22 protein-coding genes are annotated in these 26,840 nt (G+C 31.9%); 15 read left to right on the top strand and 7 right to left on the bottom strand.

Annotation, left to right across the window (positions count from 1 at the left end):
• Window positions 1-52: 52 nt before the first annotated feature.
• The 4 genes from ACEN2F_RS00540 (at window position 53) to ACEN2F_RS00525 (ending at window position 5,421) form a co-directional block, all read left to right on the top strand.
• Window positions 53-1,843 (top strand): ATP-binding protein, encoded by a 1,791-nt coding sequence (locus tag ACEN2F_RS00540; RefSeq protein ID WP_441734670.1) that lies wholly within the window; start codon window positions 53-55, stop codon window positions 1,841-1,843.
• A 544-nt stretch (window positions 1,844-2,387) separates the two neighbouring features.
• Window positions 2,388-3,482 carry an efflux RND transporter periplasmic adaptor subunit gene (locus ACEN2F_RS00535; RefSeq protein WP_441734667.1) on the top strand — a complete coding sequence of 365 codons (1,095 nt, stop codon included), beginning with the start codon at window positions 2,388-2,390 and terminating at the stop codon, window positions 3,480-3,482.
• Window positions 3,482-4,738, top strand: coding sequence for an ABC transporter permease (locus ACEN2F_RS00530; RefSeq protein ID WP_441734665.1), 1,257 nt, complete (start codon window positions 3,482-3,484; stop codon window positions 4,736-4,738). Before ACEN2F_RS00535 ends, ACEN2F_RS00530 begins: the two co-directional genes overlap by 1 nt.
• Window positions 4,739-4,740: 2 nt before the next feature.
• Window positions 4,741-5,421, top strand: a complete 681-nt coding sequence (locus ACEN2F_RS00525; RefSeq protein WP_441734662.1) for an ABC transporter ATP-binding protein — start codon at window positions 4,741-4,743, stop codon at window positions 5,419-5,421.
• A gap of 1 nt (window position 5,422) precedes the next feature.
• Here ACEN2F_RS00525 and ACEN2F_RS00520 read toward each other — a convergent pair whose 3' ends face one another.
• Together ACEN2F_RS00520 and ACEN2F_RS00515 are read right to left on the bottom strand one after the other, a co-directional pair.
• Window positions 5,423-5,992 carry a pentapeptide repeat-containing protein gene (locus ACEN2F_RS00520; RefSeq protein ID WP_441734660.1) on the bottom strand — a complete coding sequence of 190 codons (570 nt, stop codon included), beginning with the start codon at window positions 5,990-5,992 and terminating at the stop codon, window positions 5,423-5,425.
• 99 nt (window positions 5,993-6,091) lie between these two features.
• Window positions 6,092-6,526, bottom strand: a complete 435-nt coding sequence (locus ACEN2F_RS00515) for a DUF6526 family protein (protein ID WP_441734658.1) — start codon at window positions 6,524-6,526, stop codon at window positions 6,092-6,094.
• A 577-nt stretch (window positions 6,527-7,103) separates the two neighbouring features.
• On the opposite strand from ACEN2F_RS00515, the gene ACEN2F_RS00510 reads away from it, so the two are divergent.
• Window positions 7,104-7,649 carry a hypothetical protein gene (locus ACEN2F_RS00510; protein ID WP_441734656.1) on the top strand — a complete coding sequence of 182 codons (546 nt, stop codon included), beginning with the start codon at window positions 7,104-7,106 and terminating at the stop codon, window positions 7,647-7,649.
• Window positions 7,650-7,710: 61 nt separating this feature from the next.
• Here the strand turns inward: ACEN2F_RS00510 and ACEN2F_RS00505 are convergent, their stop codons facing one another.
• Both ACEN2F_RS00505 and ACEN2F_RS00500 read right to left on the bottom strand, forming a co-directional pair.
• On the bottom strand, window positions 7,711-8,106 hold the full coding sequence (locus ACEN2F_RS00505; RefSeq protein ID WP_441734654.1) for a response regulator: 396 nt from the start codon (window positions 8,104-8,106) through the stop codon (window positions 7,711-7,713).
• Entirely contained in the window at window positions 8,103-10,946 is a 2,844-nt protein-coding gene (locus ACEN2F_RS00500) for a PAS domain S-box protein (RefSeq protein WP_441734652.1), read from the bottom strand. Before ACEN2F_RS00500 ends, ACEN2F_RS00505 begins: the two co-directional genes overlap by 4 nt.
• Before the next feature lie 356 nt (window positions 10,947-11,302).
• On the opposite strand from ACEN2F_RS00500, the gene ACEN2F_RS00495 reads away from it, so the two are divergent.
• The 6 genes from ACEN2F_RS00495 (at window position 11,303) to ACEN2F_RS00470 (ending at window position 15,842) form a co-directional block, all read left to right on the top strand.
• Window positions 11,303-11,452, top strand: coding sequence for a hypothetical protein (locus ACEN2F_RS00495; RefSeq protein ID WP_441734650.1), 150 nt, complete (start codon window positions 11,303-11,305; stop codon window positions 11,450-11,452).
• Between the two features lie 15 nt (window positions 11,453-11,467).
• Complete coding sequence (locus tag ACEN2F_RS00490) at window positions 11,468-11,710, top strand: hypothetical protein (RefSeq protein WP_441734648.1); 243 nt, start codon at window positions 11,468-11,470, stop codon at window positions 11,708-11,710.
• A gap of 17 nt (window positions 11,711-11,727) precedes the next feature.
• On the top strand, window positions 11,728-12,111 hold the full coding sequence (locus tag ACEN2F_RS00485; protein ID WP_441734645.1) for a YchJ family protein: 384 nt from the start codon (window positions 11,728-11,730) through the stop codon (window positions 12,109-12,111).
• 108 nt (window positions 12,112-12,219) lie between these two features.
• The gene (locus ACEN2F_RS00480) at window positions 12,220-13,338 is read left to right on the top strand and encodes a vWA domain-containing protein (protein ID WP_441734643.1); all 1,119 of its coding nucleotides are present in this window, start codon (window positions 12,220-12,222) and stop codon (window positions 13,336-13,338) included.
• Window positions 13,339-13,483: 145 nt separating this feature from the next.
• Window positions 13,484-14,941, top strand: a complete 1,458-nt coding sequence (locus ACEN2F_RS00475; RefSeq protein ID WP_441734641.1) for a magnesium chelatase — start codon at window positions 13,484-13,486, stop codon at window positions 14,939-14,941.
• Window positions 14,942-15,248: 307 nt separating this feature from the next.
• Window positions 15,249-15,842 (top strand): 2OG-Fe(II) oxygenase, encoded by a 594-nt coding sequence (locus tag ACEN2F_RS00470; RefSeq protein ID WP_441734639.1) that lies wholly within the window; start codon window positions 15,249-15,251, stop codon window positions 15,840-15,842.
• A 9-nt stretch (window positions 15,843-15,851) separates the two neighbouring features.
• On the opposite strand, the gene ACEN2F_RS00465 is transcribed toward ACEN2F_RS00470, so the two are convergent.
• Complete coding sequence (locus ACEN2F_RS00465; RefSeq protein WP_441734637.1) at window positions 15,852-16,847, bottom strand: metal-dependent hydrolase; 996 nt, start codon at window positions 16,845-16,847, stop codon at window positions 15,852-15,854.
• A gap of 421 nt (window positions 16,848-17,268) precedes the next feature.
• Here ACEN2F_RS00465 and ACEN2F_RS00460 point away from each other — a divergent pair, with 421 nt between their 5' ends.
• The gene (locus tag ACEN2F_RS00460; RefSeq protein ID WP_441734634.1) at window positions 17,269-18,123 is read left to right on the top strand and encodes an EamA family transporter; all 855 of its coding nucleotides are present in this window, start codon (window positions 17,269-17,271) and stop codon (window positions 18,121-18,123) included.
• A gap of 133 nt (window positions 18,124-18,256) precedes the next feature.
• On the opposite strand, the gene ACEN2F_RS00455 is transcribed toward ACEN2F_RS00460, so the two are convergent.
• Both ACEN2F_RS00455 and ACEN2F_RS00450 read right to left on the bottom strand, forming a co-directional pair.
• Window positions 18,257-19,408, bottom strand: coding sequence for a saccharopine dehydrogenase family protein (locus ACEN2F_RS00455; protein ID WP_441734632.1), 1,152 nt, complete (start codon window positions 19,406-19,408; stop codon window positions 18,257-18,259).
• 447 nt (window positions 19,409-19,855) lie between these two features.
• Window positions 19,856-21,028 carry a sodium:proton antiporter gene (locus ACEN2F_RS00450; protein ID WP_441734630.1) on the bottom strand — a complete coding sequence of 391 codons (1,173 nt, stop codon included), beginning with the start codon at window positions 21,026-21,028 and terminating at the stop codon, window positions 19,856-19,858.
• A gap of 758 nt (window positions 21,029-21,786) precedes the next feature.
• Between ACEN2F_RS00450 and ACEN2F_RS00445 the strand changes: the two genes are divergently transcribed.
• The 3 genes from ACEN2F_RS00445 (at window position 21,787) to ACEN2F_RS00435 (ending at window position 26,837) form a co-directional block, all read left to right on the top strand.
• A complete protein-coding gene (locus ACEN2F_RS00445; RefSeq protein ID WP_441734627.1) occupies window positions 21,787-22,764 on the top strand; it encodes a FecR family protein in 978 nt (325 codons plus the stop codon).
• Window positions 22,754-23,362, top strand: coding sequence for an RNA polymerase sigma factor (locus ACEN2F_RS00440; RefSeq protein WP_441734625.1), 609 nt, complete (start codon window positions 22,754-22,756; stop codon window positions 23,360-23,362). The genes ACEN2F_RS00445 and ACEN2F_RS00440 overlap by 11 nt, the downstream gene beginning before the upstream one ends.
• 85 nt (window positions 23,363-23,447) lie before the next feature.
• Complete coding sequence (locus ACEN2F_RS00435) at window positions 23,448-26,837, top strand: SusC/RagA family TonB-linked outer membrane protein (RefSeq protein ID WP_441734622.1); 3,390 nt, start codon at window positions 23,448-23,450, stop codon at window positions 26,835-26,837.
• Window positions 26,838-26,840 lie beyond the last annotated feature (3 nt).

The raw sequence follows: 26,840 nt of genomic DNA, 5'->3' as shown, positions 1-26,840 counted from the left end.
GTACATGAAAATTTTGATGCTTTATAAAAATTCTCAAGTATTTAAAATAGCAATGGCCATAGCAATTGTTGTGGTTTTTTACGTTGGTTCTATGTTTTATTCCCAAATGGAAAAACTGGACGCAACAGTTGAATTGATTGCAAATTCTAATGAAACTCAAATAGAATTAGAAAAACTTTTGTCAATTCTCAGTATTTATGAAACTCGATTGCGAAGTTATATTATCACCAAAGAAGAAAGTTACATAGAAGACAGGTTTTTAAGCCGAGGAGAAATCGAAGAATGTATTAATAAACTAGAAGCACTTACCGCTAATAATTATGTCAGAAATAAAGATATTGAGCGGTTAAAAACAATTATTGATTATCGATTTAAGTTGTTCTGGCAAACGTATATTATTGTTAACAGTAAAAATTCCGGTCCTTCGGATTTAAATGCTAAGTTACTCGAAAGTAGTCAAGCTACTCAAGAAATGAAATCATTTGTCAATGAAATTATTTTCTCCGAGAGTAGGAAAACAAAATTTCAAAATGATAATCATCAATTTGAACTTCGGTACTCCCTTATTACTGCTTTTTTACTCATTATAATGTCACTTTTGATTTTGTTTTTTTCTTTTAGAAAAATGAATGTTGACATTGACCAACTCAAAAAAGCGAATGATGCCTTAAAATTAATTAACGAATCCTATAATTCAGCGGAGAAAACAGCTGGTTTTGGACATTGGAGAGTCAATTTAGAAACAAAAAAATATACTTTTTCAGATAATTTATTTCGCTTGATGGGAGTAGAACCCCAATCTTTTGAACCCACATTTGAAAACACCCAAAAGTATATACATCCGGATGATTTAGAATATGTTACTACAGTTCACAAGGATTCTTTAATCAATCACCAGCCAACTTCAATTATTTTTAGGTTTGTAACACCAAGCGGAGAAATAAAATATATTATGGGCGTAGGCAGTTTCACTACTAATGGTAATGGAGATTTAATCAAAATTGGAGTGAATTATGATATTACAAATCAATACAAAAAAACACTTGAACTGGAAAACAATAACAAAGAACTTAAATATATTAATACCGAACTAGAGGCGTTTAATAATATTGTTAGTCATGATTTACAAGAGCCACTTCGAAAAATTCAAATGTTTATTTCAAGGCTCGAAGAAAAGGAATTAGACTTGATATCGAAACAAGGAAAGGAATATTTTTCTAAAGTGCGTGTTGCGGCTAACAGAATGCAAACCTTATTGATTGATTTAGTTAATTATTCTAGAACGATAAAAGGAGATAAAGTTTTTGAAAAAACAGATTTAAATATCGTTTTAAGTGAAATAATCCGAGATTTATCTTCAAATATTGAAGAGAAAAAAGCCGAAATACAAATTGGTAAATTACCAACCATCACCGCAATACCTTTTCAAATTAAACAGCTTTTTATTAACTTAATTTCCAATTCACTAAAATACAGTAAAGAAGACTGTATTCCAAAAATTAGTATAACAGCTAAAAGTATTACAGATAAAGAGCTTCAAGATTATAAAATTAGTAATAAAGACGATTACCATAAAATAGTAATTTCGGATAACGGTATTGGTTTTAAACAGGAGTATGCTGAAAAAATATTTCTTTTGTTCAAACGTTTAGAAACAGATTCTAAATACTCGGGAACAGGATTAGGATTGGCCATTTGCAGCAGAATAGTTGACAACCATAAGGGCTTTATAAAAGTAAAAGGAAAGCCAAACATAGGAGCTAAATTTTTTATTTTTATTCCAAAAGAAGTACCTTATAATAACATCAAAAAAGATAGTATTGAAGTTGTAACCAGTAATTAGAAAATATTTAGAATCTAATAAATAAGGCCTTCTTAAAACTCAAATATTCTAGCAAAAGAACAGAATGAATTTGCTAAGATATTTTTTAGAATAGATTTTAAATAAAAAAGGGCGTATTGTACGTTTTCAGTACGTACTTCATACTATTTGCATTGTTCTAAATACATTTATTCTTTTCTAAAAACACGAATTTTTTGATTAAAGATATCGATAAAACGATTTATTTTAGTATTCTTACTGTTGATTTTTTAAAATGTTACACTAAAAATATTTTAGATTTATTGACAAAATAATAAAAAATACTATTGACTAATTAATAAGCTTTGTACTTTATAAAAAATTAAATTTTAAAGTGTCTTTAGAACAAATAGTTAACCAAATCAAGAGTATACAGCAGGAAAGAAGCGCAATGAGACTATTTTTTTTATACAAAATATTTTAGTAATTCTGTATTTTTCTGGTTTGAATTTAATTTAAAAATAGATATTGTTGTATATTTATAGAAAGAAATTGCACTAATATACAAAGTAAAATAAGAAGCGAAATGAGTTTGAAATCACGATTATTATTTTGTTTGTTACTCTTAAGTTTTCTTTCGTGTTCTAAAAATAAAACAGAGGAAATTAAACCCACAATAGGTGAAGTAACGGAAAGTGTATACGCATCTGGGGTGATTAAAGCGGAGGGACAATACACGGTGTATGCCATCGTAAACGGCACATTACAAAAAGTAAATGTTATCGCCGGGCAATCAATAACTAAAGGTCAGTCATTATTTGAACTAGAAAGTGATAAAGCGGAATTAAATACGGAGAATGCTCGATTAGCGTATCAGTTAAGTCTGGAAAGCAGCAGATACATTCAAGATAAAATTGCCGAAATGGAAATGAAAGTCCAATCAAGCAAAGATAAATTGACGCTTGACGAATCCATTTATAACCGAAATAAAAACATTAGGAATCAAGGTGGAATTTCGGAAGTTGATTTTGAAAGAGTCGAATTAGCCTATAAAAGTTCTAAAATTAATTATGAATCGGCTAAAAAGCAATTGGCACAACTCAAAGCCCAATTGAAGAATGATCAAAGCAGAAGTAGTGTCAACTTGCGAATAAATCAGAAGTCTCAAAGTGATTTTAGTGTCAAAAGTGCTTTTTCTGGACAGTTGTTTGATGTCTTGGTGAAAGAAGGAACGCTAATTACGCCACAAACGCCTTTGGCAATAATTGGACAATCTGATTCGTTTTTACTGGAACTGGAAGTAGATGAAAATGATATGGTTCGTGTGAGCACGGGACAAAAAGTATTAGTGACCATGGACAGTTATAAAGGACAGGTTTTTGATGCTGTCATCGATAAAATTTACCCGATAATGAATGAGCGTTCCCGTACTTTTAAAATTGAAGCACATTTTATAAAGCCACCAGAGAAACTCTACCCTAATCTTACTGCCGAAGCCAATATTATCATTCAGATGAAGCAAAATACCATAACGATTCCAAAATCATATTTAATTGAAGGCAACTATGTTTTAGTAAATAAAGACGAAAAACGCGAAGTAAAAACGGGTTTGAGTGATTATCTAAAAGTGGAAATACTATCCGGTTTAACCTCGGAAGAAACGATTTATAAACCCAAATAATGAACTTTAAACTCATTTTAAACATTGCACTGCATTTGCTTCGGGCGCGATTGAAGCAAACGATTGTAGCTGCTATTGGAGTAACGTTCAGTATTGCCATGTTTATTGCTTTGGTTAGTTTTATGAATGGGTTAAACGATTTACTGGATGGCTTAATGCTCAATAGAACGCCACATGTGTTGCTATATAACGAAATTAAACCTTCAGAAAATCAACCGGTATTTTTGTCTAAGGAGTTCAAGAAAAAAAACAATTTTGTTCGTTCGATAAAACCGAAAGATCGTGGAAAATCCATTTACAACAGTAAAACAATTTTGGCAGTTTTAAAACAAGATCCACGCGTTATTGATGTCGCACCAAAAGTGACTTCTCCTGTTTTTTTTAACTCGGGGACGATTGAAATCTCAGGAATAATCAATGGAATTGATGTTATCTCCGAAGATAAATTATTTAAAATCAGCGATTATATCATTGAAGGAAAAGTAGCTGATTTGCTTCAGAATAACAGTATTATTATCGGGAAAGGCTTGTCAGACAAAATGTTGTTGACCAAGGGTGATATTATCAAAATTACAACTTCTAAAGGAAACTTAGCTTCACTTAAAATTGTGGGTATTTCCGAAATTGGAATTGCTGAAATTGATAATGTGATGAGCTATACCTCTTTGGCGACAGCCCAAAAAATTCTGGGTGAACCTACAAATTACATCACGGATATTCAGTTGAATTTGTATGATATGACTACAGCGCCTGCTGTTGCAAAAGAGTTTCAGAGTTCCTTTAATCTGGATACGATCGATTATCAAACTGCAAATTCTCAGTTTGAAACCGGAAGCACGGTTCGAAGCATTATTTCGTATTCCGTTGGAGTAGTGTTGCTGATTGTTGCCGGTTTTGGAATTTATAATATTCTGAACATGATGATTTATGAAAAAATGGACAGTATTGCGATTTTGAAAGCAACCGGATTTTCCGGTAATGATGTGAAATGGATTTTTGTTTCGCTTTCCGTAATTATTGGACTTGCCGGAGGATTGTTTGGTTTGCTGTTTGGATATGTTTTTTCTTCAATTATTGATGTGATTCCATTTGAAACGTCTTCATTACCCACAGTGAAAACCTATCCTATTAATTACAATCCACTATATTATAGTATCGGGATTACTTTTGCATTGTTTACAACGACCATTGCCGGACTTTTTCCTGCTTTGAAAGCCAGTAAAGTAGATCCGGTAGAAATCATCAGAGGGAAATAAAGATGGAAAATAATACAGTTTTAGAGACAATTGGACTAAGTAAATATTTTTACGACCCTGTAAAATTTCAGGTATTGAAAGAAATTGAAATGCGTATTGATCACGGAGAGTTTGTTTCGATAGTTGGCAAATCAGGCTGTGGTAAATCGACTTTGTTGTATTTGCTTTCTACGATGGATACTGATTATGACGGTCAGATATTGATTCATAACGAACTTGTTACAGGAAAGACTGACAGAGAATTAGCATTGATCAGAAATGAAAAAATAGGTTTTGTGTTTCAGTTTCATTATTTACTGGCCGAATATAATGTGCTAAAAAATGTAATGCTTCCGGGGATGAAATTAGCGAAATATTCGGATAAAGAATTAGAGCATCGCGCCATGGAACATTTGAAAACACTAGACATGGAAGATCAAGCGCTGAAAATGCCCAATCAATTGAGCGGTGGACAAAAACAGCGTGTAGCAATTGCACGTGCTTTGATCAACGATCCATTGATTATAATGGGGGATGAGCCTACAGGAAATTTAGATAAGAGAAACAGTGATTTGGTTTTTGATATTTTTAATAAGTTGACTCAGGAGAAAAACCAGACTTTATTGGTGGTTACCCACGACACTGATTTTGCCCAAAAAACCAATAGAATTATTACTATGGAAGACGGAAAAATAATTTTATAAATTATGTCACTATAATTTCATGTTTGTAGAGCAATCCTTTTATTCCTTCTAAAGCAAAAATGGCTTTCTTTAATTTTGTTGTTTTGGGATCAATTGTATAATTGTAACTGGTTTTAAAATTCGTTTTGTTAGCAATTGCTTTTGTAAATTCAGAACGGTATAAATCGCAGTTTTCAAAAACGACTTCGGTCAAATCAGTACTCATAAAATCTACGGCAATGATACTGCAATCGCTGAATGAGGTTCCTTTCATCTTTAAAGTATAAAATTTGGAGAAATCCAAAACACAATCATTAAACGCAATTTCGAAAATCAACTTATCGCACATGGCAAAATTCACATCTTTGATTTCGCATCCATTGAAAGTTACTGTTCTAAAGGCTACATAATTTATTTTGGCGTCGCTAAAAGTACAATTATTGAAGATACAATCTATAAAAGTTACCGCTACAAAAACACACTTTGAGAAATTGCAATTGGTAAACGTACAGCACTCAAATTCCTTAAAGTTGACTTCTTCTTCCTTATACGTAATGTCTTTGTATTCTATATCTAGAAAATATTCTGCCATTTTAGGTTTTGAATTCAGTTTTATTGCTTTCTTTTCACCACAAAGAAACAAAATTCGAAATTGTTAAATTGAATAAATTAGTCTTATTATTTTAGAATATTAAACTCTTTCATGATCCGCTTTCCAGTGACGAATCGCTTTTTTAATTTCCTTTCCCGAAAGATTTTCATTCAGCGCTCTTTGAGTTAACGCTGAAAATTCATCATCAGAAGCAAAACGCAACGCAAATAACTGATCATCATTTAACTGATGTTCAAAATCTTCTAATCTTTTTCCGGTAAGAGAAAAATAACGGTACCTCAGTTCCAGATGAACCATTCTGTTTTGTAAAGTCAAAGCATAATGTTGGCGTAGCATGAAAGCGAGACAAAATAGCACTAGAAAGATAGCGCTAATAAATAGCCAGAGTAAAGAATCTTCTTTAGTACAACTAAAATAAATACTGAAGCCCAGAAATGTCATGATTATTGGATAATAAACAAAATGGTGTGGCGAATAAAACCGAATGTGATTTTTAAAAGATTGTGCTTTCATAAAATTAATTTAAAAATGGTTGCTCTAATACCTTAACGTATAAACAACTAGAGACGCTCTATTTTTGGAGCGAAATAATGTAAATCATTATCCTTACTTTATGGCTGCAATAACGCATATTTTAAGATAAGTTCAACAATTTTATTAGAATATCACAGCAATCGGAAAATTTTAATTGTGATCAAAACTTGTATATAGCTGTGTAAAAATGATAATATACGCAAAATAGGACAAATTGAAGTGTGTCGAAATTTTCATTGTGGTAAAGAAATTGATAAACAAGCACCATTTTTGGAAAAAGGCAAAGTATATTTTTTTGAACTCAGTAGCTTTATATTTTAATTAATTATAATATTTTTACCTATTTATAATAGTACGGCGACTGATTTTCCTAAACAAGGATGATTATTTCTATTATTTAATTATTGCTTCTTCAAAAACAACCAGAATACAAATGATCAAGCGGCTATTAATTAAAACACTATTGCGAACCCTAAAACTAATAGATTCAAACAAACAATTGTTTTTGGTAAAAAAGGTGATGGGTTTGTCCTGACTTTCTGATTACCTTTGCATCATGTCAAAAAATTTTCGTCCAAACCCTAATTCGTTCAAAAATACTTTTTGCGTATTTGATGAAGTTGGTATAGCCGCTATAAATGGTCTAAAAGTTCAGTATGACAGCAAATCGGGAAGTAAATATTATTACACTACGACAGGAATGTATCGATTGTCAAATCACTGGGGACGATTGGCTAATAGCAAATGGCGTTTAGAACCATTAGAACCAGAAACGATATCTAAAATTAAATTAGGCTATGCTTCTTGGGATCATTTTTATCCGGATAATGCTTTAGAAGAACTATATTATTTAGAAGCAAATTATCTAAAGAAAACGGTCAATTATCAACATAAAAATAATCCGCAGTATGATAAAAAAGCGATCTTAAGAACCAGTTTTGAAACAACAAAACGGATCAAGCAAATCCGAAATTTATTCAACCTTACTTCGTGGGCGAAGTATTTTGATTGTGATGATATTGATCTTCTGAGAGAAAAAATTATCAATCAACTAATTTTTACCCACAAAACCTTAGAGGAAATAAAAAAAGAATACATTTAATATTGCGCTAAAAATAATTTAAAAGATTATTATTTGCAGTTGATAACAAGATTTTTTATTTTCAATCATCCGAAGAAATTAGTAATAAATCATTGACTGTTATTGGTTTAGATAAATATCCCAAGATATTTTCATGTGATTTTGATTTGTTTTTGTCTTCAACGGCAATAGAAGAGCTCACGATGTAAACAATAATTTGTTTGTTAAACTTACATTTTAGTAAATCCATTTGTTCCATAAATTCCCAGCCGTCCATTATTGGCATATTTATATCTAAAAGAATGATGTCCGGCAGTATTTCATCGTTTTCTACAGCGAGATACAAATGATCTATTGCTTCTTTTCCGTTTTTGAAAGAGGAAACGGCAGAAAACTTTTCAGATCTTTGAATTATTTTATTTACAATAATTTGATATATTGTATCATCGTCGACTATCCAGATGTCTTTTTTTGTCATTGAATATAGATTTTAAATGTTGTTCCAATATTGGGTTCGCTTTCCACGGTTATATTTCCTCCCATAGCATCAATTTGATTTTTAGTGATAAATAATCCAATTCCTTTTGAATCAGAATTTGTAGAGAACGTTTTGTACATACCAAAAATTTTATCGGCATTTTTAACTAGGTCGATACCAATACCATTATCGGTAATTTGGAGGACTTTCATGTCGTTTTCTATTATCCAATCAATATTGATAATTGGATTTCGAGAAGAATGGCGATATCTAATCGAATTTGAAATAATATTATACAATATACTTTCCAGATATGCGGGGTTGTAATCAATCATGGTTTGATCCGAAATGGTACTTATTATTGTCACTTTATGAGAAATAATTTGTTCCGAAAGGACATTTTTTATTGTCTGAATGTATTGCTTTAAATTCAAAGACTCTGAAACTAACCCAATATTTGTTCGTATGTTTATGACTTCATTTAGGTGGAGCATGGTTTCATTAAGAGAACAGGACACTTTTTGTAATAATTTCATCATTTCATCTCTTTCTTCCTCTGATTCCGAAGAAACAATTAGACCTATTATAGAGGCAATATTACTGGTATGTGACCGTAAATTATGAGAAACAATATACGAAAAATTCAACAGCCTTTTATTTTGTTCAATTACTAAATTAAGAGAAGAATTTAGCTCTTTTTCTGCTTCTTTTGTTTTGGTAATGTCAATCATTATACCGCGTAAATTAGCCACTTTTCCATTTTCAAAAACGATATTTACAATATCTCTCAGCCAGACAATTGAACCATTTTTAGCAATCATCCGATATTCAAAATCATGATCTAAATGTTCTTGTGTATTTAAATTGCAATAATTTATCGTCCATTCACGATCTTCTGGAAAGATGTGGTCCGCCCAAAAAGTCGAGCTGGAGAGCCATTCTTCAGAAGTGTATCCTAATATGTTTTCTACTTTTTGGCTAATGAAATTGAAGGAAAACGTTTGGGCATCGCATTCCCAAACAATTCCATCAATAGTATTTATCAACGATTCTACTTTTTGCTGTGAATTAAAAATTGTTTTTTCATACGTTTTTTGATCTGTAATGTCTTCGGTGGAAACAATGATCCGCCCTAATGTTTTTTCATATCCGCGTATTACATTCCATCGTAAATTTACATCACGGTATTCTCCATCTTTATTTTTAATTATTGTATCAAGAATAAGTTGTTTATTTCCCTGAGTTATGGCTATCATTTGGTTTGTAAAAGCAGTAACAGCATCTTTATCGCTAATTTGCGAAAGTCTGGAAATCAATTCATTTTTTGTTTCAACTTTATAGAGCTTCAAGCACATTGTATTCACATCAATAATTTTTAATAATGGAATACATTTGTGAACCACTTCGGGATTCATTTGTAAATAAAGAGCAACAGTTTCAGCACTTTCATCAATAAGATTTAATGTTTCAAGGTATTTTTTAATTTCAGAAAAATCTTTTTCCAATAACGGAATAGGAGAATCTTCAAACAGGCTTTTAAATCGTGTTTCACTTTTTCTAACCAATTGCTGCGCTTCTTTTTTAACTGAAATATTTTCAACAATAGCAATATTCGTTGTCACTTTTTTATTTTTTTTAAAAAGTGGCGACACCGTAAGATTGACCCAAACCACAGAACCTGATTTGGCGATATAACGTATTTCCATAGAATACGCTGAAATTGTACCATTACGGAGTTTTTCAAAATTCAATATGCTTTGTTCATAATCATCTGGATGTGTTAGTGACAGGAAATTTAGTTGCTTAATTTCTTGTTCAGAGTACTCTAATAACTGACAAAATTGATCGTTAATTTCAATAAAATTACCAGAAAACGAATCAATATGTGCCATGCCTACGGCTGCCTGATCAAAAATAGCTTCAAATTTTACTTCAGAATTTAGTAATTTTGTCGCCTGAATATTCACTAGTGATTGCAATTGCTTTGGTATTTTTAAAAGCATGAATATTAGAATACCAAAAATTGCAGCAAGAACAACTCCAATTATTCCAGGAATTAAAATTTGTGAATACAAGTAATTTTGGCGTTTAGATATGAGGTATAATTTCCAATCTCCATCTGGAATTGATGTTGAAATTGTATAATTTTTTGAAAAATTATTTTTAATTGGCAAGTAGAAAACTTCTTTTTGTTCAGCACTATTAAACTTGGAAAATTGGAAGTAATATTTAGAATCATCTATATCTTTTACACCTGAAGCTTCTAAAAAAGTTTCTAATTTGATGATCACAGCAGAAAATCCCCAAAATTTATTGTTTTGAAAAACAGGAAATCGCCCCACAATTCCCATACCGCCTTGTTTTAATTTCAAAGGCCCGGCAAAATACAATTTTTGGGTTATTATAGATTTTAAGGCTTCTTTTTTTTGATTTGGTGCTGTTAAAACATTTAAATTCAGTGCAGCTTCATTCCCTTTTAAAGGATAAATATACTTAATTATTCCCTTAGGAACCAGCTGAACCGTGCTAATGTTGGTGTTTGTTTCTACTAGCTTTTTACCTACATAATCAAAATTTACGGGAATTCCTTCGTCATTAATCGTGAGAGCCAATGTCAAAGTGGAGGTGTAGCAGTTTTTAAGGGACTGTTCAATATTTTGATGAACAACCTGCAAAATATTATTCATCTCGCGTTGCTCTCCTTCTTTAATCAATTTATATTGTTGCCAAACAATAAAACCCGCAAGATAACTCAAGAAGAGAAACGTGATAAATCCAGTTGTTTTTGGCCTTATTAGAAACCATTTGATGAATTCAGGCTGTTTTTTTTTTAACTTCATATACTGCGTCAGTAGGTTTCGGGCTAAGTTTTATTAAAAAATTAAATATATAAAAAAAAATGCAAATGCATCTTTTTTTTAATTGCCAAGCGCACTTTTAATTTTTGATACTTTTCCGCATAAAATAGGTTCACAGCTTATCTATAATCAGGAATTTATATAATTCCATGCGTAAAGGAGCACAATGAGCGCTAGGTTCCTAGACAAATATAAAGAATGTAAATCCAAAAAGCTGAATTGCAAGCAATACTAAAAAAACTATCAAAGCAAAATAAATTTAGTTTCAATAATTAAGCCGAACTTTGCCAAAGTAATTAAAACAAAGGATTTGATTGATTAAAATTCAAGTAAATAATATGAGTAGAAATAACGATCGAAATATCAAAAAACATAATGATAAGTTACATAAAGCACAAGACAAAGTCAAACAAGCTGAAATGTTACGCAAGGAAAAATTAAAACAAATCACTAAAAAGTTTAACGAAGTGAAAGCTTCAGAAAAATAAAGTAACAGTCAGAAAATGGATAAAAATAAATTTAATGATGTGAAAAGTGGCGTTCAAGAAATAATTGATTTTATTGCTGAAAAGAATGCTAAAGAAGCCAGTAATAAATTGGTAGACGTGAGTGCCGAATTAGATGAATTACTAGATTTTGCAGAAGAAGACGAAGATTTAATGGAAATAAGCCGTTATCAAGTCTTGTTGAATCAGTTACATCAAAGAATAGTGGGGCTTAACGGACAAGCAATGGGGTCAGTTTAACTATTTTTCATAACAAAATGATTTATAACAAATGTTATTGCGGTTCCAATAAAAACTTCCAAAATTGTTGCGAGCCAATTATCAAAGGTATTCAAAAAGCGCTTACAGCTGTATCCTTGATGCGTTCACGATATTCGGCTTATGTAGCGCATCAAGCGGATTATCTGTTAGCAACCACCCATATTTCAGAAAGAAAACAATATTCTAAAGCTGAAATCCTTCTTTGGGCAACCAGCAATCAATGGCTACAATTAGAGATTATAAAATATACAGAAATTACCGTTGAATTCAAGGCGCACTTCTTAGACAGCAACCTTCAAAAACAAATTCATCACGAACTTTCTACTTTCAAATTTGAAAATGAAAGTTGGTTTTACGTAAACGGACAATTTTTCAATTAATTTCTATTTTGTAAGAAAAAAATTAAAAAACAGTGTTGTAGTGTTTTTAACTAAAAATTAATAAACGTTTGTATTCAGTACATTTTTATTGATGTAATTTTATTGTCTATGAAAAATGATAATAAAAAAGGATTTTATTTCAAGCAATACGAAGCGCCTTTTCAGACTCCGTTTGATAAACTCTTTGGTATTTTCAAGGAATTAATCACACATACTTCGGGAGATTTTGATGAAGCAATCGACTGGCTGCGGGAATTAGACAAAGAATATAAACTCACCGATGAACAATATTCTATCGATGATTTTATCGAAGACTTAAAGAAAAAAGGGTACATCCGTGACGAACTCAAAGAAGATGGAACTTCAGGAATTGGTATTACTGCAAAAACAGAACGTGCAATCCGACAACAAGCCCTAGACAACATTTTTGGTAACTTAAAAAAATCAGGCAGCGGGAATCACAAATCTAAACATTCCGGGAACGGCGACGAACATACCGGAGAATTCAGGGAATTTCATTTTGGTGACGGCCTTGAAAGAATCTCTCTAACTGAAAGTTTGCGTAATGCTCAAATCAATAATGGAGTAGCTGATTTTATGTTGACTGAAAATGATCTAGTTGTCGAAGAAACGCAGTATAAATCACAAATGAGTACCGTTTTGATGATTGATATAAGCCACAGTATGATCTTGTATGGCGAAGATAGAATCACGCCTGCCAAGAAAGTTGCTATGGCTCTTGCTGAATTGATCACAACCCGCTATCCTAAAGATACTTTAGATATTTTGGTTTTTGGAAATGATGCTTGGACAATTGCAATTCGGGATTTACCCTATTTAAAAGTAGGACCGTACCACACCAATACCGTCGCCGGTTTACAATTAGCGATGGATATTTTGAGACGAAAACGAAATACCAACAAACAAATTTTCATGATTACCGATGGAAAACCAAGTTGCGTGCGCGAAAAAGATGGTTCCTATTATATGAATAGTAACGGTCTCGACGAATATATTGTAGATAAATGTTACAATCAAGCGCAACAAGCACGAAAATTGCACATTCCAATCACCACTTTTATGATTGCCAATGATCCATATTTGCAAAAATTCGTGAACAAATTTACCGAATCAAATCAAGGAAAAGCGTTCTACACTGGATTGAAAGGTTTGGGTGAAATGATATTTGAAGATTATGAAACTAATCGAAAAAAGAGAATAAAATAGTTTTTGGGCGTTACCACAAGGGTCGGGCTATCCGCTATATCTTTTGTTTCGCTATCGCTTCACAAAAGGATGTCGCTTCTATCCCTAACGCAAACCCTGCTAATATACCATTTACAATTTCAATAATAATTTCAATAAAAAATAAATGAATACTATAAAAACACTAGGCGAATTAAAAAAGTCAGGATATAAAAGCAAAAATATTAAAGATGAATTGCGATCCAACTTAAGAGAAAAAATAAAGTCAGGAAAACCAACTTTTGAAGGAGTATACGGCTTTGAAAACACGGTAATTCCAGAACTAGAACGCGCAATTTTATCGCGTCATAATATTAATTTGTTAGGTCTTCGTGGTCAAGCCAAAACTAGATTGGCGCGTAAAATGATCGAATTGTTAGATGAATACATTCCGTTTGTAACGGGTTCAGAGATTAATGATGATCCTTTGCAACCCATTTCACGATTTGCTAAGGACATTATCGAAACTAAAGGCGACGAAACTCCAATTTCGTGGTTGCACAGAAGCGATCGTTTCTTCGAAAAATTAGCTACGCCAGATGTAACCGTCGCTGATTTAATTGGTGATGTAGATCCCATAAAAGCAGCCAATTTAAAACTATCTTATGCGGATGATCGTGTTATTCATTTTGGTATGATTCCAAGAGCAAATCGTTGTATTTTTGTAATCAATGAATTACCTGATTTACAAGCTAGAATTCAAGTTGCGTTATTTAATATTTTACAGGAAGGTGATATTCAAATTCGTGGTTTCAAGTTGCGTATGCCACTAGATTTACAATTTGTTTTTACAGCTAATCCAGAGGATTATACCAATCGTGGAAGTATTGTAACACCATTGAAAGATAGAATTGGATCCCAAATCTTGACACATTACCCGGAAACCATTAAAATTGCCAGAACAATTACAGAACAAGAAGCAAAACTGGATGCAACACAAAATGATATGGTATATGTCCCTTCATTAGCACGGGATTTATTAGAACAAATCAGTTTTGAAGCGAGAGAAAGTGAGTATATTGACAACAAAAGTGGTGTTAGTGCCAGATTGAGTATCACCGCTTTCGAGAATTTATTAAGTACAGCAGAAAGAAGAGCTTTGAAATCAGGTGCTGAAAAAACAACTTTACGCTTATCTGACTTTATGGGAATTATACCTGCCATAACCGGAAAAGTAGAATTAGTTTACGAAGGAGAGCAGGAGGGAGCCGCCGCTGTAGCACAACATTTATTAGGAGATGCAATACATACGTTCTTCCCAGCATATTTTCCAAAAATTGAAAAACTAGAAAAAGAAGGAACTAAAAATGCCTATACGGATATCATTGAATGGTTTTTTGCCGAGAGCGGTTTTGAATTATTAGACGATTGTTCTGATGAAGAGTATGAAAGAATACTAGGAAGTATTGTTCCGCTTGAAATTTTAATTAAAAAATACCAACCGCAATTAGAAAAAGAAGATAAATTTTTCATGAAAGAATTTATTCTTTGGGCACTAGTAGAATACAAAAAACTAAGTAAAGATCGCTTTTCTGAAGGTTACCAGTTCAAGGATATTTACGGTAGCTTTATTAGTAAATTATAAAAGAATATTTTTTTTATCATATCAGTCATTTAAGAAATTACTCGTTTGTAGTTTCTTAAATGACTTTTTTTTTAATATAACCAGTTATTTACTATTGATTTACAATATCTAAAAAGTACATCAAGAAAGATCCTTTGATATAAAATAATTTGATTGAGAGTCTTAAATTCAAACATTTAAACTGTGTTTTTCTCACTAATGCTGTTAATTTCTCATTTAATTTTTTATTTATTTCAGAATCAGTATTTAACATATTTTATTAGTCTACCTTGGTACGTTAACCGTCTATTCGGTCAATTTAAAAGTAATGGAAAATAGCTTTGAAGAAATAATATCCTCTTATATTGAAAATAAAGTGGGTATATCTGAACATTTTTTAAGTGCTGATTTAGCCACTAATCTAAAACAAAATCTGATTGGTTTGAACCAAAAAAGTTTATTGATTGAAGCTGGAATTGGCAATGCAGAGAAGCTTTCGTATGATGGCGCAATACGAAGCGATTCAATTTATTGGCTGGATAAAAAACACAATAATGTCTTCGAAAATGAATTTTTTACCCAAATAGAAGCTTTTATTATTTATCTAAACCAAAGTTGTTACGCTGGAATCACGGGTTATGAATTTCATTATTCACTATATGAATCTGGTGACTTTTATTTAAAGCATTTAGATCAATTCAAAAATAATCCCAGCCGAAAATATTCAATGATTAGCTACTTGAATAGTAACTGGCAAGAAAGCGATGGCGGCGAATTACTAGTTCATCAAGTAAACAGCAGTCAGAAAATTGCACCTACTCAGGGTAAAACTATTTTTTTTAAAAGTGATGAATTAGTTCATGAGGTTTTAGTGACTCATAACACAAGAATGAGTATTACAGGCTGGCTGAAGAGTGATTGATGTAGTAACTCAATTGCCTTGTATTCGTTTCACTATTTTTTGAAGCAGTCGCTTTCCATCTTTTTTACTTTTTGAGACTTCAACTGCTTTCAATTTTGTGTTATTTGCCATAAATTGATAACTGAAAGCAAATTGCGGATTCTTTGGGCTGTCATTTAACAATCCAAAGCGCAAATCATTGAAATATAGAGTTTTATATTTTTGAGAAATGATGTACCAACCTTCACTGGCTTTTTTTAGTTTCTCAAAATCAGAATTGCCAATTAATTGTGATTCTAAAGTTTTATTTTTGCTGTAAGCAGTGAACGAAATAGGTTGTGTGTCAAAAAGAGAGTAGTCGCTCAACAAATAATTTTCAGTCGTGGCTACGTTAGCATTCCATAAAATAATATTAAAAGCGGTTGGTTTTACTATAATTTCTGAATACTGTATTCTTTGGTTTACCAATGCTTTTTCAAATTGGTTCAACGCATACAATTTTATAAAACAAGACAAAAGCAAATAAGAACTGCTGATCCATAATCCTCTAATTATGTATCTTTTACGAAGCACGATATTTTTTGTTTTCCAGACCATTATTAGAGATATGATGAGCGGAATTGTGTACAGCGGATCAATAACAAAAATGGTTTTAAGTGCAAATCGATGCTCTAAAGGCCATAAAATTTGTGTTCCCCATGACGTAAATAGATCTAATAGCACATGCGTAAACAAACACCAAAAAGACATTACAGTTGCCGGAAAAAATTTGATTTTATCTCTTTCTATTTTTGAAATAATCCAACCTAAAACAGGCGATAAAAATAGAAATAGGAAGAAGGAATGGCTTATGCCACGATGAATTAGAACTGCATCAACAGGATTTAAGAACAGTCCTATGACAACATCTAAATCTGGAATAGTGCCTAAAACAGCACCATAAAAAATTGTTTTATTCCTGATTTTTTTGCCTGAGCATACTTCGGCAACCGCAATTCCTAAAGCAATTTGAGTAAAAGAATCCATCTTACAAAAGTAGTAGAAATCAAAGTAAAACAGGAAAACACTACTACAAATATTTGTTTTGACCACTATTTTATTTTTAATGAGTCAACAAAATAATCTGGTTTTTGCTAGCATTTAACAACTTAAAATTTGAACAATATTTAGTTTTAGTTCGGAGATAAGCAATAAAAATAAAACAATGTTGCATTTTTTTTACCATATAAGTCATATAAGTTTAAGTTTAGATTGTGTTAGCCTTATGTAACTATCACAATCATAAGGTCATTTAAGGTTTAATTCTTACATGACTTATGTGTTAAATATTATTTCACTCCTTTTTTAGTAGGACATTAAATAGGTCCAACTACTTATATTTTTAAAATGAATAAAAAGAGTCTTAAGATTGACAATAAATAGTAATTTTGCCACTTAAAAATTTGCTATGCTCTTTCTGATTTTAAGTATTATTTGTAGTGTTACTGTAGGGGTGTTGTTTAAAATTTCACGCAGTTATGCCGTTAGTTCTATTCAAATTGTTGCTTGGAATTATGTATTTGCGCTTGTTTTTTGTTATTTTTTCTTCAGTCCTGATCTAACTAATTTAGGATCTGTAGCGCCATGGGTAATTTATGTACCAATTGGAATTTTGTTGCCTTCTATTTTTCTTTTTTTGGCAGCATCAATAAAACAGGTGGGGATTGTAAAAACAGATGCGGCCCAGAGACTTTCTCTTTTTATTCCAGTTTTAGCTGCATGGTTATTTTTTAAAGAAGATTTTAATGTATTGAAAATTTCAGCATTAGTCGTAGGATTTCCAGCGTTAGTACTTATTCTTGCAAAACCAGCTCAAAAAACAGAAAACAAATGGATTTATCCTACGGTAGTATTGCTTGGTTTTGGAATTATAGATATTTTGTTTAAACAAATTGCACTATACACTAGTTTGCCGTACACTACTTCATTATTTGTAGTTTTTGGAATTGCTTTAAGTATTATGGTCGGGGCGATGGTATATGATGTGATTGTAAATAAAGTGGCATTGAGTTTTAAGAATATTCTTTTTGGTAGTCTGGTGGGTGTATTTAACTTTGGAAATATTCTTTTTTATCTCAAAGCACATAAAGCTTTTTCTGAAAATCCATCAACAGTATTTGCAGGCATGAACATGGGGGTAATTTTAGTAGGTAGTCTTGTTGGTGTTTTTATTTTTAAAGAAAAACTAACAAAATTAAATTTAATAGGTTTATTTATGGCTCTTATTGCGATTGTATTAATTGTGTTGTCACAAATCCTTTAGAGTAGAGTATTCCGTATGTTGTAATTCAAATTTATTTTTAACGAAAGAGAAACATTCTTCTCTTATTTTGTCATTATACTATCTCCTTTTATTAAAGAAAACCGGAGCTATTTCATGTCTTGGCGCTGGTTTATCATACTTTTAAAACTGTACCGTAAACCGGAATAATATAATTTCCATTCAAAAAAGCAATCGGATCAATTTGACTTTGCAGAATAACACCGCTCAATGACGATTCAAGCAAAAGTTGGGCTGCTTGTACGAGCGGTGCTGCTGTAGTAATTTGAATTGCTCGTAACCGATGTTTTCCTACCATTTGTGGAATAATTCGCTTGGAAATTTCTCGTCTTTGCAAAATTCCAGCTGCATCTTCACCTTCTACGGCTGCGTACAAAATAATTTGGTCGTCTTCAACATGTGGAATACTCGCTTCCATTTCTTTTTGCAGACTCTCAATTGCATTAACTGTATTTGCTGTATTATTAATTTGTTTTTGTACCCACTCATAATGACCGGGATGACGTAATGTTTTATAATCAAGTGAACGTACTTTTCCTGCTAAAGCATCCGGTAAATCAGCAGCACCTCCTGAAGTCAGGTCTTCTTCATACATGATTCCATCAATAATGATGGATGCTCTTTCCGATAATGATGGCAGTTTTATTTTTTTGTAATTCCTTAGTACTATGGTGTTTTTAACATATTCGGTAGCCACACCAATAGGACTCCATGTAAAACCGTAATAATGTGGGGCAACAGCATGCTTGGTTAGCGCTCCTACTTTTAATTCAAGTTTATCCACTTGCTTCACTTCAAAGTCCAAACAAAATTGTTGAAAAAGACCATTAGCGAGCAAATCAATATATCCGGGCGCTAAACCTGTTTGAAGAATAAAACCCGTTTTGGCTTCTTTTGCCAAAGCTATAATCTCTTCGGTTTCTGTTACATATTCCGTAAGATTTGCATAATGTAAATTAAAATCTTTGGCAAACTGCGCAATCCTCGGCGCCTGATCACCCGGCAGACAATCCAGAATAATATCGCCTTGACGTAAAATAATTTTCATATCCTCCGTAATGCCTTTTTCAGCAAGATGAAAATCTTGAATTGATAATGACTTTGTTGTTCCTTCATGAATCCAACTTGCTACTTTTTTTGCTTTTGATTGGGATCTATCGCCAATAAAAAGAGTAGGAGTAATCATACTCCATTCCATTAGTAATAAACCAACAGCTTCTGCAATTCCGCCGGCTCCAGCTATAATAATAGTGTGATGCTTTTTCATATTTTAAAGATAATACTTTTATCAGTTAAAAATTTGAGTAGAGGTATAATTATATTTTTGTAAAACGGAGATTCTCTGCCAAAGATTTTCAGAGATTTTCAACCAATTGATCGTGCAAAATTTTAGTGTTTGAAGGAAAATAAAATCGAGCAAGAATGCCCCTTTTGCACCATATTAAATGAATGTACTTACACACTATATATAGAGTACTATCAGAAGCTATCATCAACAATTACTAGTCATGTAACCAAATTATAAAGTTGAAATAGTAGTCACTGCATTAGGAAGTCTTTACATTTTTTATACAAAACAGCACTATAATTGCAACTTAAAGACTGTTGATGATTATAAATGAACGCTTCTTTTATGTAAAATATAGCTTTAGGTTTTTGTGGTATAAAAATCCAGAACATACCAAAAATTATGTGCCGTAAGGTTACAAAGATATTATTTTTGGGGTTGCGGTTTTGCTACCATTAAACCTGCCATCATCAATACTGCAGTCAAAATAATTACTTGAATAATCAATGATTTATTAACAATCGAGATCTGATGGATCACAGGAATTGACAAAAAAAGTAGTATTGTAATCAATCCTCTTGGAGCCACAAAAAGTAAAGGCTGCATAGGTAATCGAGATAATTTTAGCTGTATTATTCTAAAGATAAAAATAAGAGATACAATTACAAAAGCCCAAGGCAGTGTTTTTAAATCGATAATTTCTGCTGTTTCAATTAGAAAGCCAAAAAGTAGAAAAAACAAGGCTCGTACTAGAAAAGCGGCTTCTATAGTCAGCTCTTTGAATTTTTGAACTTCTGTATTTAATTCGTCTGGTTTGAACTTTTGAATCCATTTAAATTGTTTCAGTTCGTCAAGATTACCAATAAACAATCCAAAAATTAAAATAAAAATAAGACCGGGAAGATGGTATATTTTTGAAACTTCATAAATCAATACAATAAGCAAAATGATTGGAACAAATTTCACGTGGTGTTCAATTTTATTAAGTAAAAAAGCCAATCCGATGGTCGCCGCAAACGAAATTGCAAAAATTATTACCAACTGAAAACCGAAATTGACAAAAGAATTAAAATTTATAACTTCGTTTAAGACAATAAAATTAAAAAGTATAACACCCAAAATATCAGATAAGCTACTTTCATAAATAACAAACTCTTTTGATGAAGCGGCAAGATTCGTCACGCTGGGAATTGCTACGGCACTGCTTATAATACAAAACGGAATTGCATTTGCTAAACTATCCTTAAAACCATAATTACCATAATAGTTGAACAAAAAGGCAAGTATAATTGCCAGTGTAATCATTGGGACAAGGGCACCAAGAAAAGATTTTTTAACAATTCCTATTTTAGATTTATTGAGTTCAACCTCCAGAGAACCTTCTAACACAATCAGAATTAGACCAATGGTTCCTAAAGCAGGTAAGATTGCAGTAAAATTGGGAGCATGAAAATCAAAAAAAGTAATCACCTGTCTTGCAATCCAACCCAAAAATAATAAAAGAATTACGGATGGAATTTTTGTTACAGAAGAGGTCAAATCAAATAAGTAAGCAATGAGTAATAAAACACATAATGCTATTATTATAGTTACAGTCATTTTTTATTTGTATTCTTTTTAAGGTTTTGTTACTGTAATAGAGTCCATATTTAGTAGTAGATTTTCAATCATAAAACACAAAAATTTATAATTGTCATTTAAGCAACAAAAAAATTCAGCATCAGTATTTTAGAAAACAACAAGAAATAGAACAGAAACATGGGTAAATGTAACTGGATTTTAAAGAAATATAATTTTTTTTTTAGAAAAATTACACTTTCAAGTTGTTCAATATTTTTGTCGTAGTGCCCACAGCGTAAGATAATCAGCATCGGCTAAAATTTAATGTTGAATTTTAATTAAGCTTTTAATCTCTTTATCAAAGATTATCCTAGTTTGATAAGTCACTTTTTTATCTAATTCTAAAAATATTGTGATCCCTTGTTGGCTGTGGCAAAAACATTTTTTAATAATTGAGACATCATATATTTCTAACTGCTTACTTTCAAAACAGAATTTTTTTAGTGTCAGTTTAGTAACACTTCATTTTTATTTAAACTAAACGTCAAACGGATCTTTACTAAGATACTTATTTATCGTTTATGGTGTTAAATTATACCTCTTGTTACCTAACTATTCTGTTAAAAAAATTAAATATTGGTCAAAAATTTCTTTTAAAGACAAATTAATAAAAACAAACATATTAGCCGTATAATATATCCATTAACAATTCATTAACAATATCGTGTTTATTTGATGGTATTGAAAACTAGGGGTATTTCTCTTATTTTGACTCCTATAAGCAAAGGGAAATATTTATGTTGAATATAAGTCAGAAGGAAAAAAAATGTGTGCGATATCTTGCTAATGAAATGTCAAAAGCAGAGCGATCTGTATTTGAAATCGAATTGTCTTTAGACGATAATTTACTTGCTATTTTTGAAAATTTTCAAACCATTTGGATCAGTTATCCCAATAATGAATTACCAAAGCAAACTATTTCTTTTGAAAGAATTCTTGCTAGATCCAGCAAATCAGAGAGAGTTACATCTGTAAAAGTTTCCATAAAAAGAAAGGCAATTCTTTCTATAGCATTCCTAGTAGTTTTTTGTTTAGGTTTCTATTTCATTGGAAACACACAATCTGAATACACCAATCATAAAATTGCACCAAAAGGACAGCGACTTACTTTCATTTTACCGGATAGTAGTACTGTTACTTTAAATGCGGGCAGTGAAGTCAAATATTCCAGTGATTTTGGAAAACAAAGAAGTATTTGGTTGAAAGGAGAAGCTTTTTTTAAAGTTACGAAAAATATCAATTCTCCTTTTATTGTCCGGACTAACGATTTTAAAATAAAAGTTTTAGGAACAGAATTTAATGTTAATAGCAACACTATTAATCAAACGATCTCCTTAACAAAAGGAAAGGTAAATGTAGTACTCAAGGAGAGTAAGGATGAAATTAACCTTTTGCCAAATGAAGAATTAGTGTGGAATTCTAAAACCAAATTAGTGATCAAAAGAAATTTTGATGTGAATAAGGTTTCTGCTTGGAAAGACAATATTCTCCTTTTAGATAATGAGAAATTTGAAGATGCACTTCCAAAAATTAATCAATTCTATGGAGTTAATTTTATTATTAAGGATTCTGCCATTGCTAATCAGCATATAAAAGGTGCTTTTAAAAGTCAGACAATAGATGAATTTATAACTTCTTTAGAGTTTATTTCAGATGTCAGGATAACAAAAATCACACAAAATAACATCGAAATAAGCAAGTATCATGAAAATTAATCTAACAAAAATGGGCAATAGCGATTGCTTTTCAGATGATTATTTATTTCAGCAAATTAGAAATGGTCAATACGAGGCAATGGAACTTTTCTTTAATAGGTATTATACGCCTTTGTGTCGTTTTGGAATGAGTTATGAATCGAACTCTTGTCTTGTCGAAGAAAAAGTGGCTGATATCTTTATTCAGTTGTGGACCAATAGAAATATTCTTGATAAAATTAAAAACCCTAAATCTTATATCTATGTAATAGTGAAAAACAGTTTAAAAACAGCACGCAAATCAGAACAGTTTTACCAGCAAATTGATGAAACTAAACCTATAAATTCTATGTTTTCGCCAAGTCGAGAACAAGAAATTATTGAAAATGAACAAAAAGAAATGAAAACCAGTTTGATACGTGAAATATTAGATATCATTCCTAAAAAATCACGTCAGGCTTTTGAACTCAGTAGAATTGACGGATTAAAATACAAAGAAATTGCTGAAATTTTAAATGTCACACCTAAAACGGTTGAAAATCATATCGCTATTGCACTCAAATATATTAGCAGAGCAATGGAATCCTACAAAAAAAGAGGGTTTCTTAACTCCATCTGATAATCGTAGAAAAATCAACTTTTTTAAATCAGCTTTAGTTTTTTAAAACCACCAATAAATAATCACAGATAAAATGAAACAAAAAATGATGTTAACCGTATCCTTATTGCTGCTGTTTGGTAATGGGATATCGTATTCGAATCCTTCAACAATAACTACTGTAGAAGAAAAAGTAATTAAAAGTGAAAAGATAAATTTAAACCTAAAAGACGTTTCCATTAAGCAAACCTTTACGCTTATAGAACGACAAATAAACAGCAAATTTATCTATAGGTCAGACCAAAATTTTCTTCAAAAGAAAATTTCTATTACTATAAATAACCAAGATTTAAGTCAAGTTTTAGCTGTTTTGAAAACTAAAGTGAGTCTTGATTTTAAGATTACTAAAAATGGAGTTTTAGTAAAAGAACTGATTGGGGTTACTACAAATAGCAGTGTTAAAAAGGATCAACAGAACCGGAAAATAACGGGTGTAGTATTAGATGAATCTAATTTGCCTATTCCAGGGGCTTCTGTTTTTGTAGCAGGAACCACGATAGCAACAACGACTAATTTTGATGGAAAATTTACGATTAATGTTCCTGAAAATACAATGGTTTTATCAGTGAGTTACATCGGATTTGAGACTAAAATAATCAACATTGAAAACCAGACTGAAATTAAAGTAATGCTTTCTGAATCCGCTTCTCAATTAGACGAAGTTGTAGTTATGGGTTATGGAACAGAACAAAGACGAAATGTTACCGGTTCTGTATCGTCGGTAAAAATGAAGGAGATTGTATCACAACCTAAAGCAAATGTGACCGAAATGCTGGAAGGTCGTTTGCCAGGGGTTCAAATCATGAGTGATAACAGCCCGGGAGGAGGATCTTCAATTCGTGTACGCGGTTTTAGTACAATTAACAACAATGATCCGTTAGTGATTATTGATGGAGTTCCTGCGTCGAATGGTTTAAATGGCATCAATCCATCCGATATAGAAACCCTTCAAGTGTTAAAGGATGCTGCTTCGTCTTCAATTTATGGTTCCCGAGCCGCAAATGGTGTTGTTGTTATAACTACTAAAAAAGGAGGCAAAAGTGGTAAAACGGAAGTGCAATTTGATGGGTATTCCGGTGTTCAATCAGCTTTTAATTTACCTACAATGTTGAATGCACAGCAATATGGAGATTTACTTTGGCAAGCCACTAAGAATGACGGTAAAGTTCCATCGAGTGGTATTTATGGCAATAATCCCAATTCCCCAACAATTCCCGCATTTCTTAATGCTGCCAATACAATTCCTAGTGGTAATGTAAAATGGATTGATGAAATTATGCGACCTGCAGCGGTTCATTCTTATAATTTGTCCTTGTCAAAAGGAGATGAAAAAAGTCAACATGCTTTTACACTTGGCTATTTTAATCAGGAAGGAATTATAAAACACACTGGATTTGAGCGTTATTCGGCACGATTTAATTCTAGTTACAAGATAAAAGATTTTCTGACTTTTGGCGAAAACTTTACGGCTTCTTATTCGGAGCAAGTTGCAACTGGAACTAATAGCTCTCTGGGAAGTATTGTTTACAATGCCCTACAATTTCCTTCGATTGTTCCGGTGTATGATATAAACGGAAATTTTGCGGGAAACCCAATCAACGATATTTCGAATCCATTAGGAAGTTTAACGCGTGCCAAAGACAATAAACAAAAGCGAATTCAGGCTTTAGGAAATGTATTTGCCAGTGTAAAAATTAGTGATTTTACTTTTAAAACTTCTTTGGGATTGGATTTTCAAAGTTTTAATTACAGAGATTTTTCACCGGTTTTTAATGAGATTCTTTCGCAAAACGTAAAAAATGCGTTAACGACAAGCAACAATTTTAATTATCAACTTACAATATCTAATACTTTAAATTATCAAAAGCAATTTGGTCAACACAATCTGGATGTTCTTTTAGGACAAGAAGCGATTAAATATTATTACGAAGGTTTTGGTGCTTCTCGCCAAAATTTCCTTTATGAAGATCCTAATTTCAGATATTTAAGTTACGGAACTGAAAATCAATTAAACACGGGGACTGCAAATGAATGGGCTTTAAACTCCTATTTTGGTAGAGTAAATTACAATTTCAATCAGAAATATATTCTGAGTGCTACGGTGAGAAGAGATGGAACTTCAAGATTAGCCAATAATAACTGGGGCACTTTTCCAGCAGTTTCTGCAGGATGGAGAGTAGATAAGGAAGAATTTTTTGATTTTGGAAATACGTTTACTTCCTTTTTACTTCGTGCCAGTTGGGGACAAACAGGGAACCAACAATTACCTTCGTATTCTACGGTTGATAGTTATTCCAATAACAATAATTACTCTGATTATGCCATTGGAGGTCAGAATGTGATTGCAACAGGATTAACACAAACGCGAGTTTCTAATGCAAATTTATCTTGGGAGACTACTACTCAACAAACAATTGGCTTGGATCTTGGTTTTTTCAATAATAAATTGAATGTAACGGCAGAATATTACAACAAAGAGACTAATGATATTCTGGTCTATAATGTTATTCCATTAACCTATGGAGGTACAAATGATGGACAGTGGATTAATGACGGACAAATGAAAAACCGTGGTTTTGAATTGGATTTAAATTATGCCGATAAAATCAGTGATTTCTCTTATGATCTTGCTTTAAATTTGACGGGATACAAAAATGAATTGACTGCCTTGAATAGTGTAGCTTATTTAGGAATTCCTAGTTCGTCTTTGCATACTGTGAATTTTGGTCAGGAAATATCCAGAAGTGCCGTTGGACAGCCTATTGGATCTTTTTATGGATTTGTTTCCGAAGGTCTGTTTCGCAGTCAACAAGAAGTTACGGATTATGGGATGCAACCTAATGCACAAGCGGGAGATTTGAAGTTTAAAGATGTAAACGGTGATGGAGTAATTGATAGTAATGACAGAGCTTTTATCGGTTCTCCACATCCAGATATCATGTTAGGTTTTAATATCAATTTGAAATACAAACAGTTTGATATGGGAATGTTTTTTAATGGAAGTTTTGGAAACGATATTTACAATCTGACAAAATACAAAACTAATTTCTTTAATCAGGCAGCATACAATAAAGACAGTGCTTTATTAGGAGCCTGGACAGTTGATAATCCAAATTCTTCTATTCCAAGATTGTCCTTAGATGATAGAAATAATAATATCCGACCTTCATCCTATTATGTTGAAGATGGTTCTTATTTTAAATTAAATAATTTACAGTTGGGGTATACTTTTAATCCAGATATTCTGGCTGGAATGAAATTGCGTTTGTATGGACAAGCGAGTAATGTATTTACCATAACAAAATATAGTGGTTTAACACCCCAAATAGGGTTACAGAGTTACACTTCAAGCAACCGAAATCTTGACATAGGTATCGATAGAGGAATTTATCCCACTTCAAGAACATTTACTTTTGGTTGTAATTTAAACTTTTAAATT

It is taken from the genome of Flavobacterium sp. W20_MBD1_R3 (assembly GCF_052119725.1).
Lineage (GTDB): Bacteria > Bacteroidota > Bacteroidia > Flavobacteriales > Flavobacteriaceae > Flavobacterium.
The sequence above is the reverse complement of the archived record's forward strand: the minus strand, read 5'-3'. Positions and strand labels throughout refer to the sequence as shown.

Bases quoted from the DNA above. Each gene is read 5' to 3' on its own strand.
- ACEN2F_RS00540 (WP_441734670.1), top strand. From the start codon at position 53: ATGGCCATAGCAATTGTTGTGGTTTTTTACGTTGGTTCTATGTTTTAT.
- ACEN2F_RS00535 (WP_441734667.1), top strand. From the start codon at position 2,388: ATGAGTTTGAAATCACGATTATTATTTTGTTTGTTACTCTTAAGTTTT.
- ACEN2F_RS00530 (WP_441734665.1), top strand. From the start codon at position 3,482: ATGAACTTTAAACTCATTTTAAACATTGCACTGCATTTGCTTCGGGCG.
- ACEN2F_RS00525 (WP_441734662.1), top strand. From the start codon at position 4,741: ATGGAAAATAATACAGTTTTAGAGACAATTGGACTAAGTAAATATTTT.
- ACEN2F_RS00520 (WP_441734660.1), bottom strand. From the start codon at position 5,992: ATGGCAGAATATTTTCTAGATATAGAATACAAAGACATTACGTATAAG.
- ACEN2F_RS00515 (WP_441734658.1), bottom strand. From the start codon at position 6,526: ATGAAAGCACAATCTTTTAAAAATCACATTCGGTTTTATTCGCCACAC.
- ACEN2F_RS00510 (WP_441734656.1), top strand. From the start codon at position 7,104: ATGTCAAAAAATTTTCGTCCAAACCCTAATTCGTTCAAAAATACTTTT.
- ACEN2F_RS00505 (WP_441734654.1), bottom strand. From the start codon at position 8,106: ATGACAAAAAAAGACATCTGGATAGTCGACGATGATACAATATATCAA.
- ACEN2F_RS00500 (WP_441734652.1), bottom strand. From the start codon at position 10,946: ATGAAGTTAAAAAAAAAACAGCCTGAATTCATCAAATGGTTTCTAATA.
- ACEN2F_RS00495 (WP_441734650.1), top strand. From the start codon at position 11,303: ATGAGTAGAAATAACGATCGAAATATCAAAAAACATAATGATAAGTTA.
- ACEN2F_RS00490 (WP_441734648.1), top strand. From the start codon at position 11,468: ATGGATAAAAATAAATTTAATGATGTGAAAAGTGGCGTTCAAGAAATA.
- ACEN2F_RS00485 (WP_441734645.1), top strand. From the start codon at position 11,728: ATGATTTATAACAAATGTTATTGCGGTTCCAATAAAAACTTCCAAAAT.
- ACEN2F_RS00480 (WP_441734643.1), top strand. From the start codon at position 12,220: ATGAAAAATGATAATAAAAAAGGATTTTATTTCAAGCAATACGAAGCG.
- ACEN2F_RS00475 (WP_441734641.1), top strand. From the start codon at position 13,484: ATGAATACTATAAAAACACTAGGCGAATTAAAAAAGTCAGGATATAAA.
- ACEN2F_RS00470 (WP_441734639.1), top strand. From the start codon at position 15,249: ATGGAAAATAGCTTTGAAGAAATAATATCCTCTTATATTGAAAATAAA.
- ACEN2F_RS00465 (WP_441734637.1), bottom strand. From the start codon at position 16,847: ATGGATTCTTTTACTCAAATTGCTTTAGGAATTGCGGTTGCCGAAGTA.
- ACEN2F_RS00460 (WP_441734634.1), top strand. From the start codon at position 17,269: ATGCTCTTTCTGATTTTAAGTATTATTTGTAGTGTTACTGTAGGGGTG.
- ACEN2F_RS00455 (WP_441734632.1), bottom strand. From the start codon at position 19,408: ATGAAAAAGCATCACACTATTATTATAGCTGGAGCCGGCGGAATTGCA.
- ACEN2F_RS00450 (WP_441734630.1), bottom strand. From the start codon at position 21,028: ATGACTGTAACTATAATAATAGCATTATGTGTTTTATTACTCATTGCT.
- ACEN2F_RS00445 (WP_441734627.1), top strand. From the start codon at position 21,787: ATGTTGAATATAAGTCAGAAGGAAAAAAAATGTGTGCGATATCTTGCT.
- ACEN2F_RS00440 (WP_441734625.1), top strand. From the start codon at position 22,754: ATGAAAATTAATCTAACAAAAATGGGCAATAGCGATTGCTTTTCAGAT.
- ACEN2F_RS00435 (WP_441734622.1), top strand. From the start codon at position 23,448: ATGATGTTAACCGTATCCTTATTGCTGCTGTTTGGTAATGGGATATCG.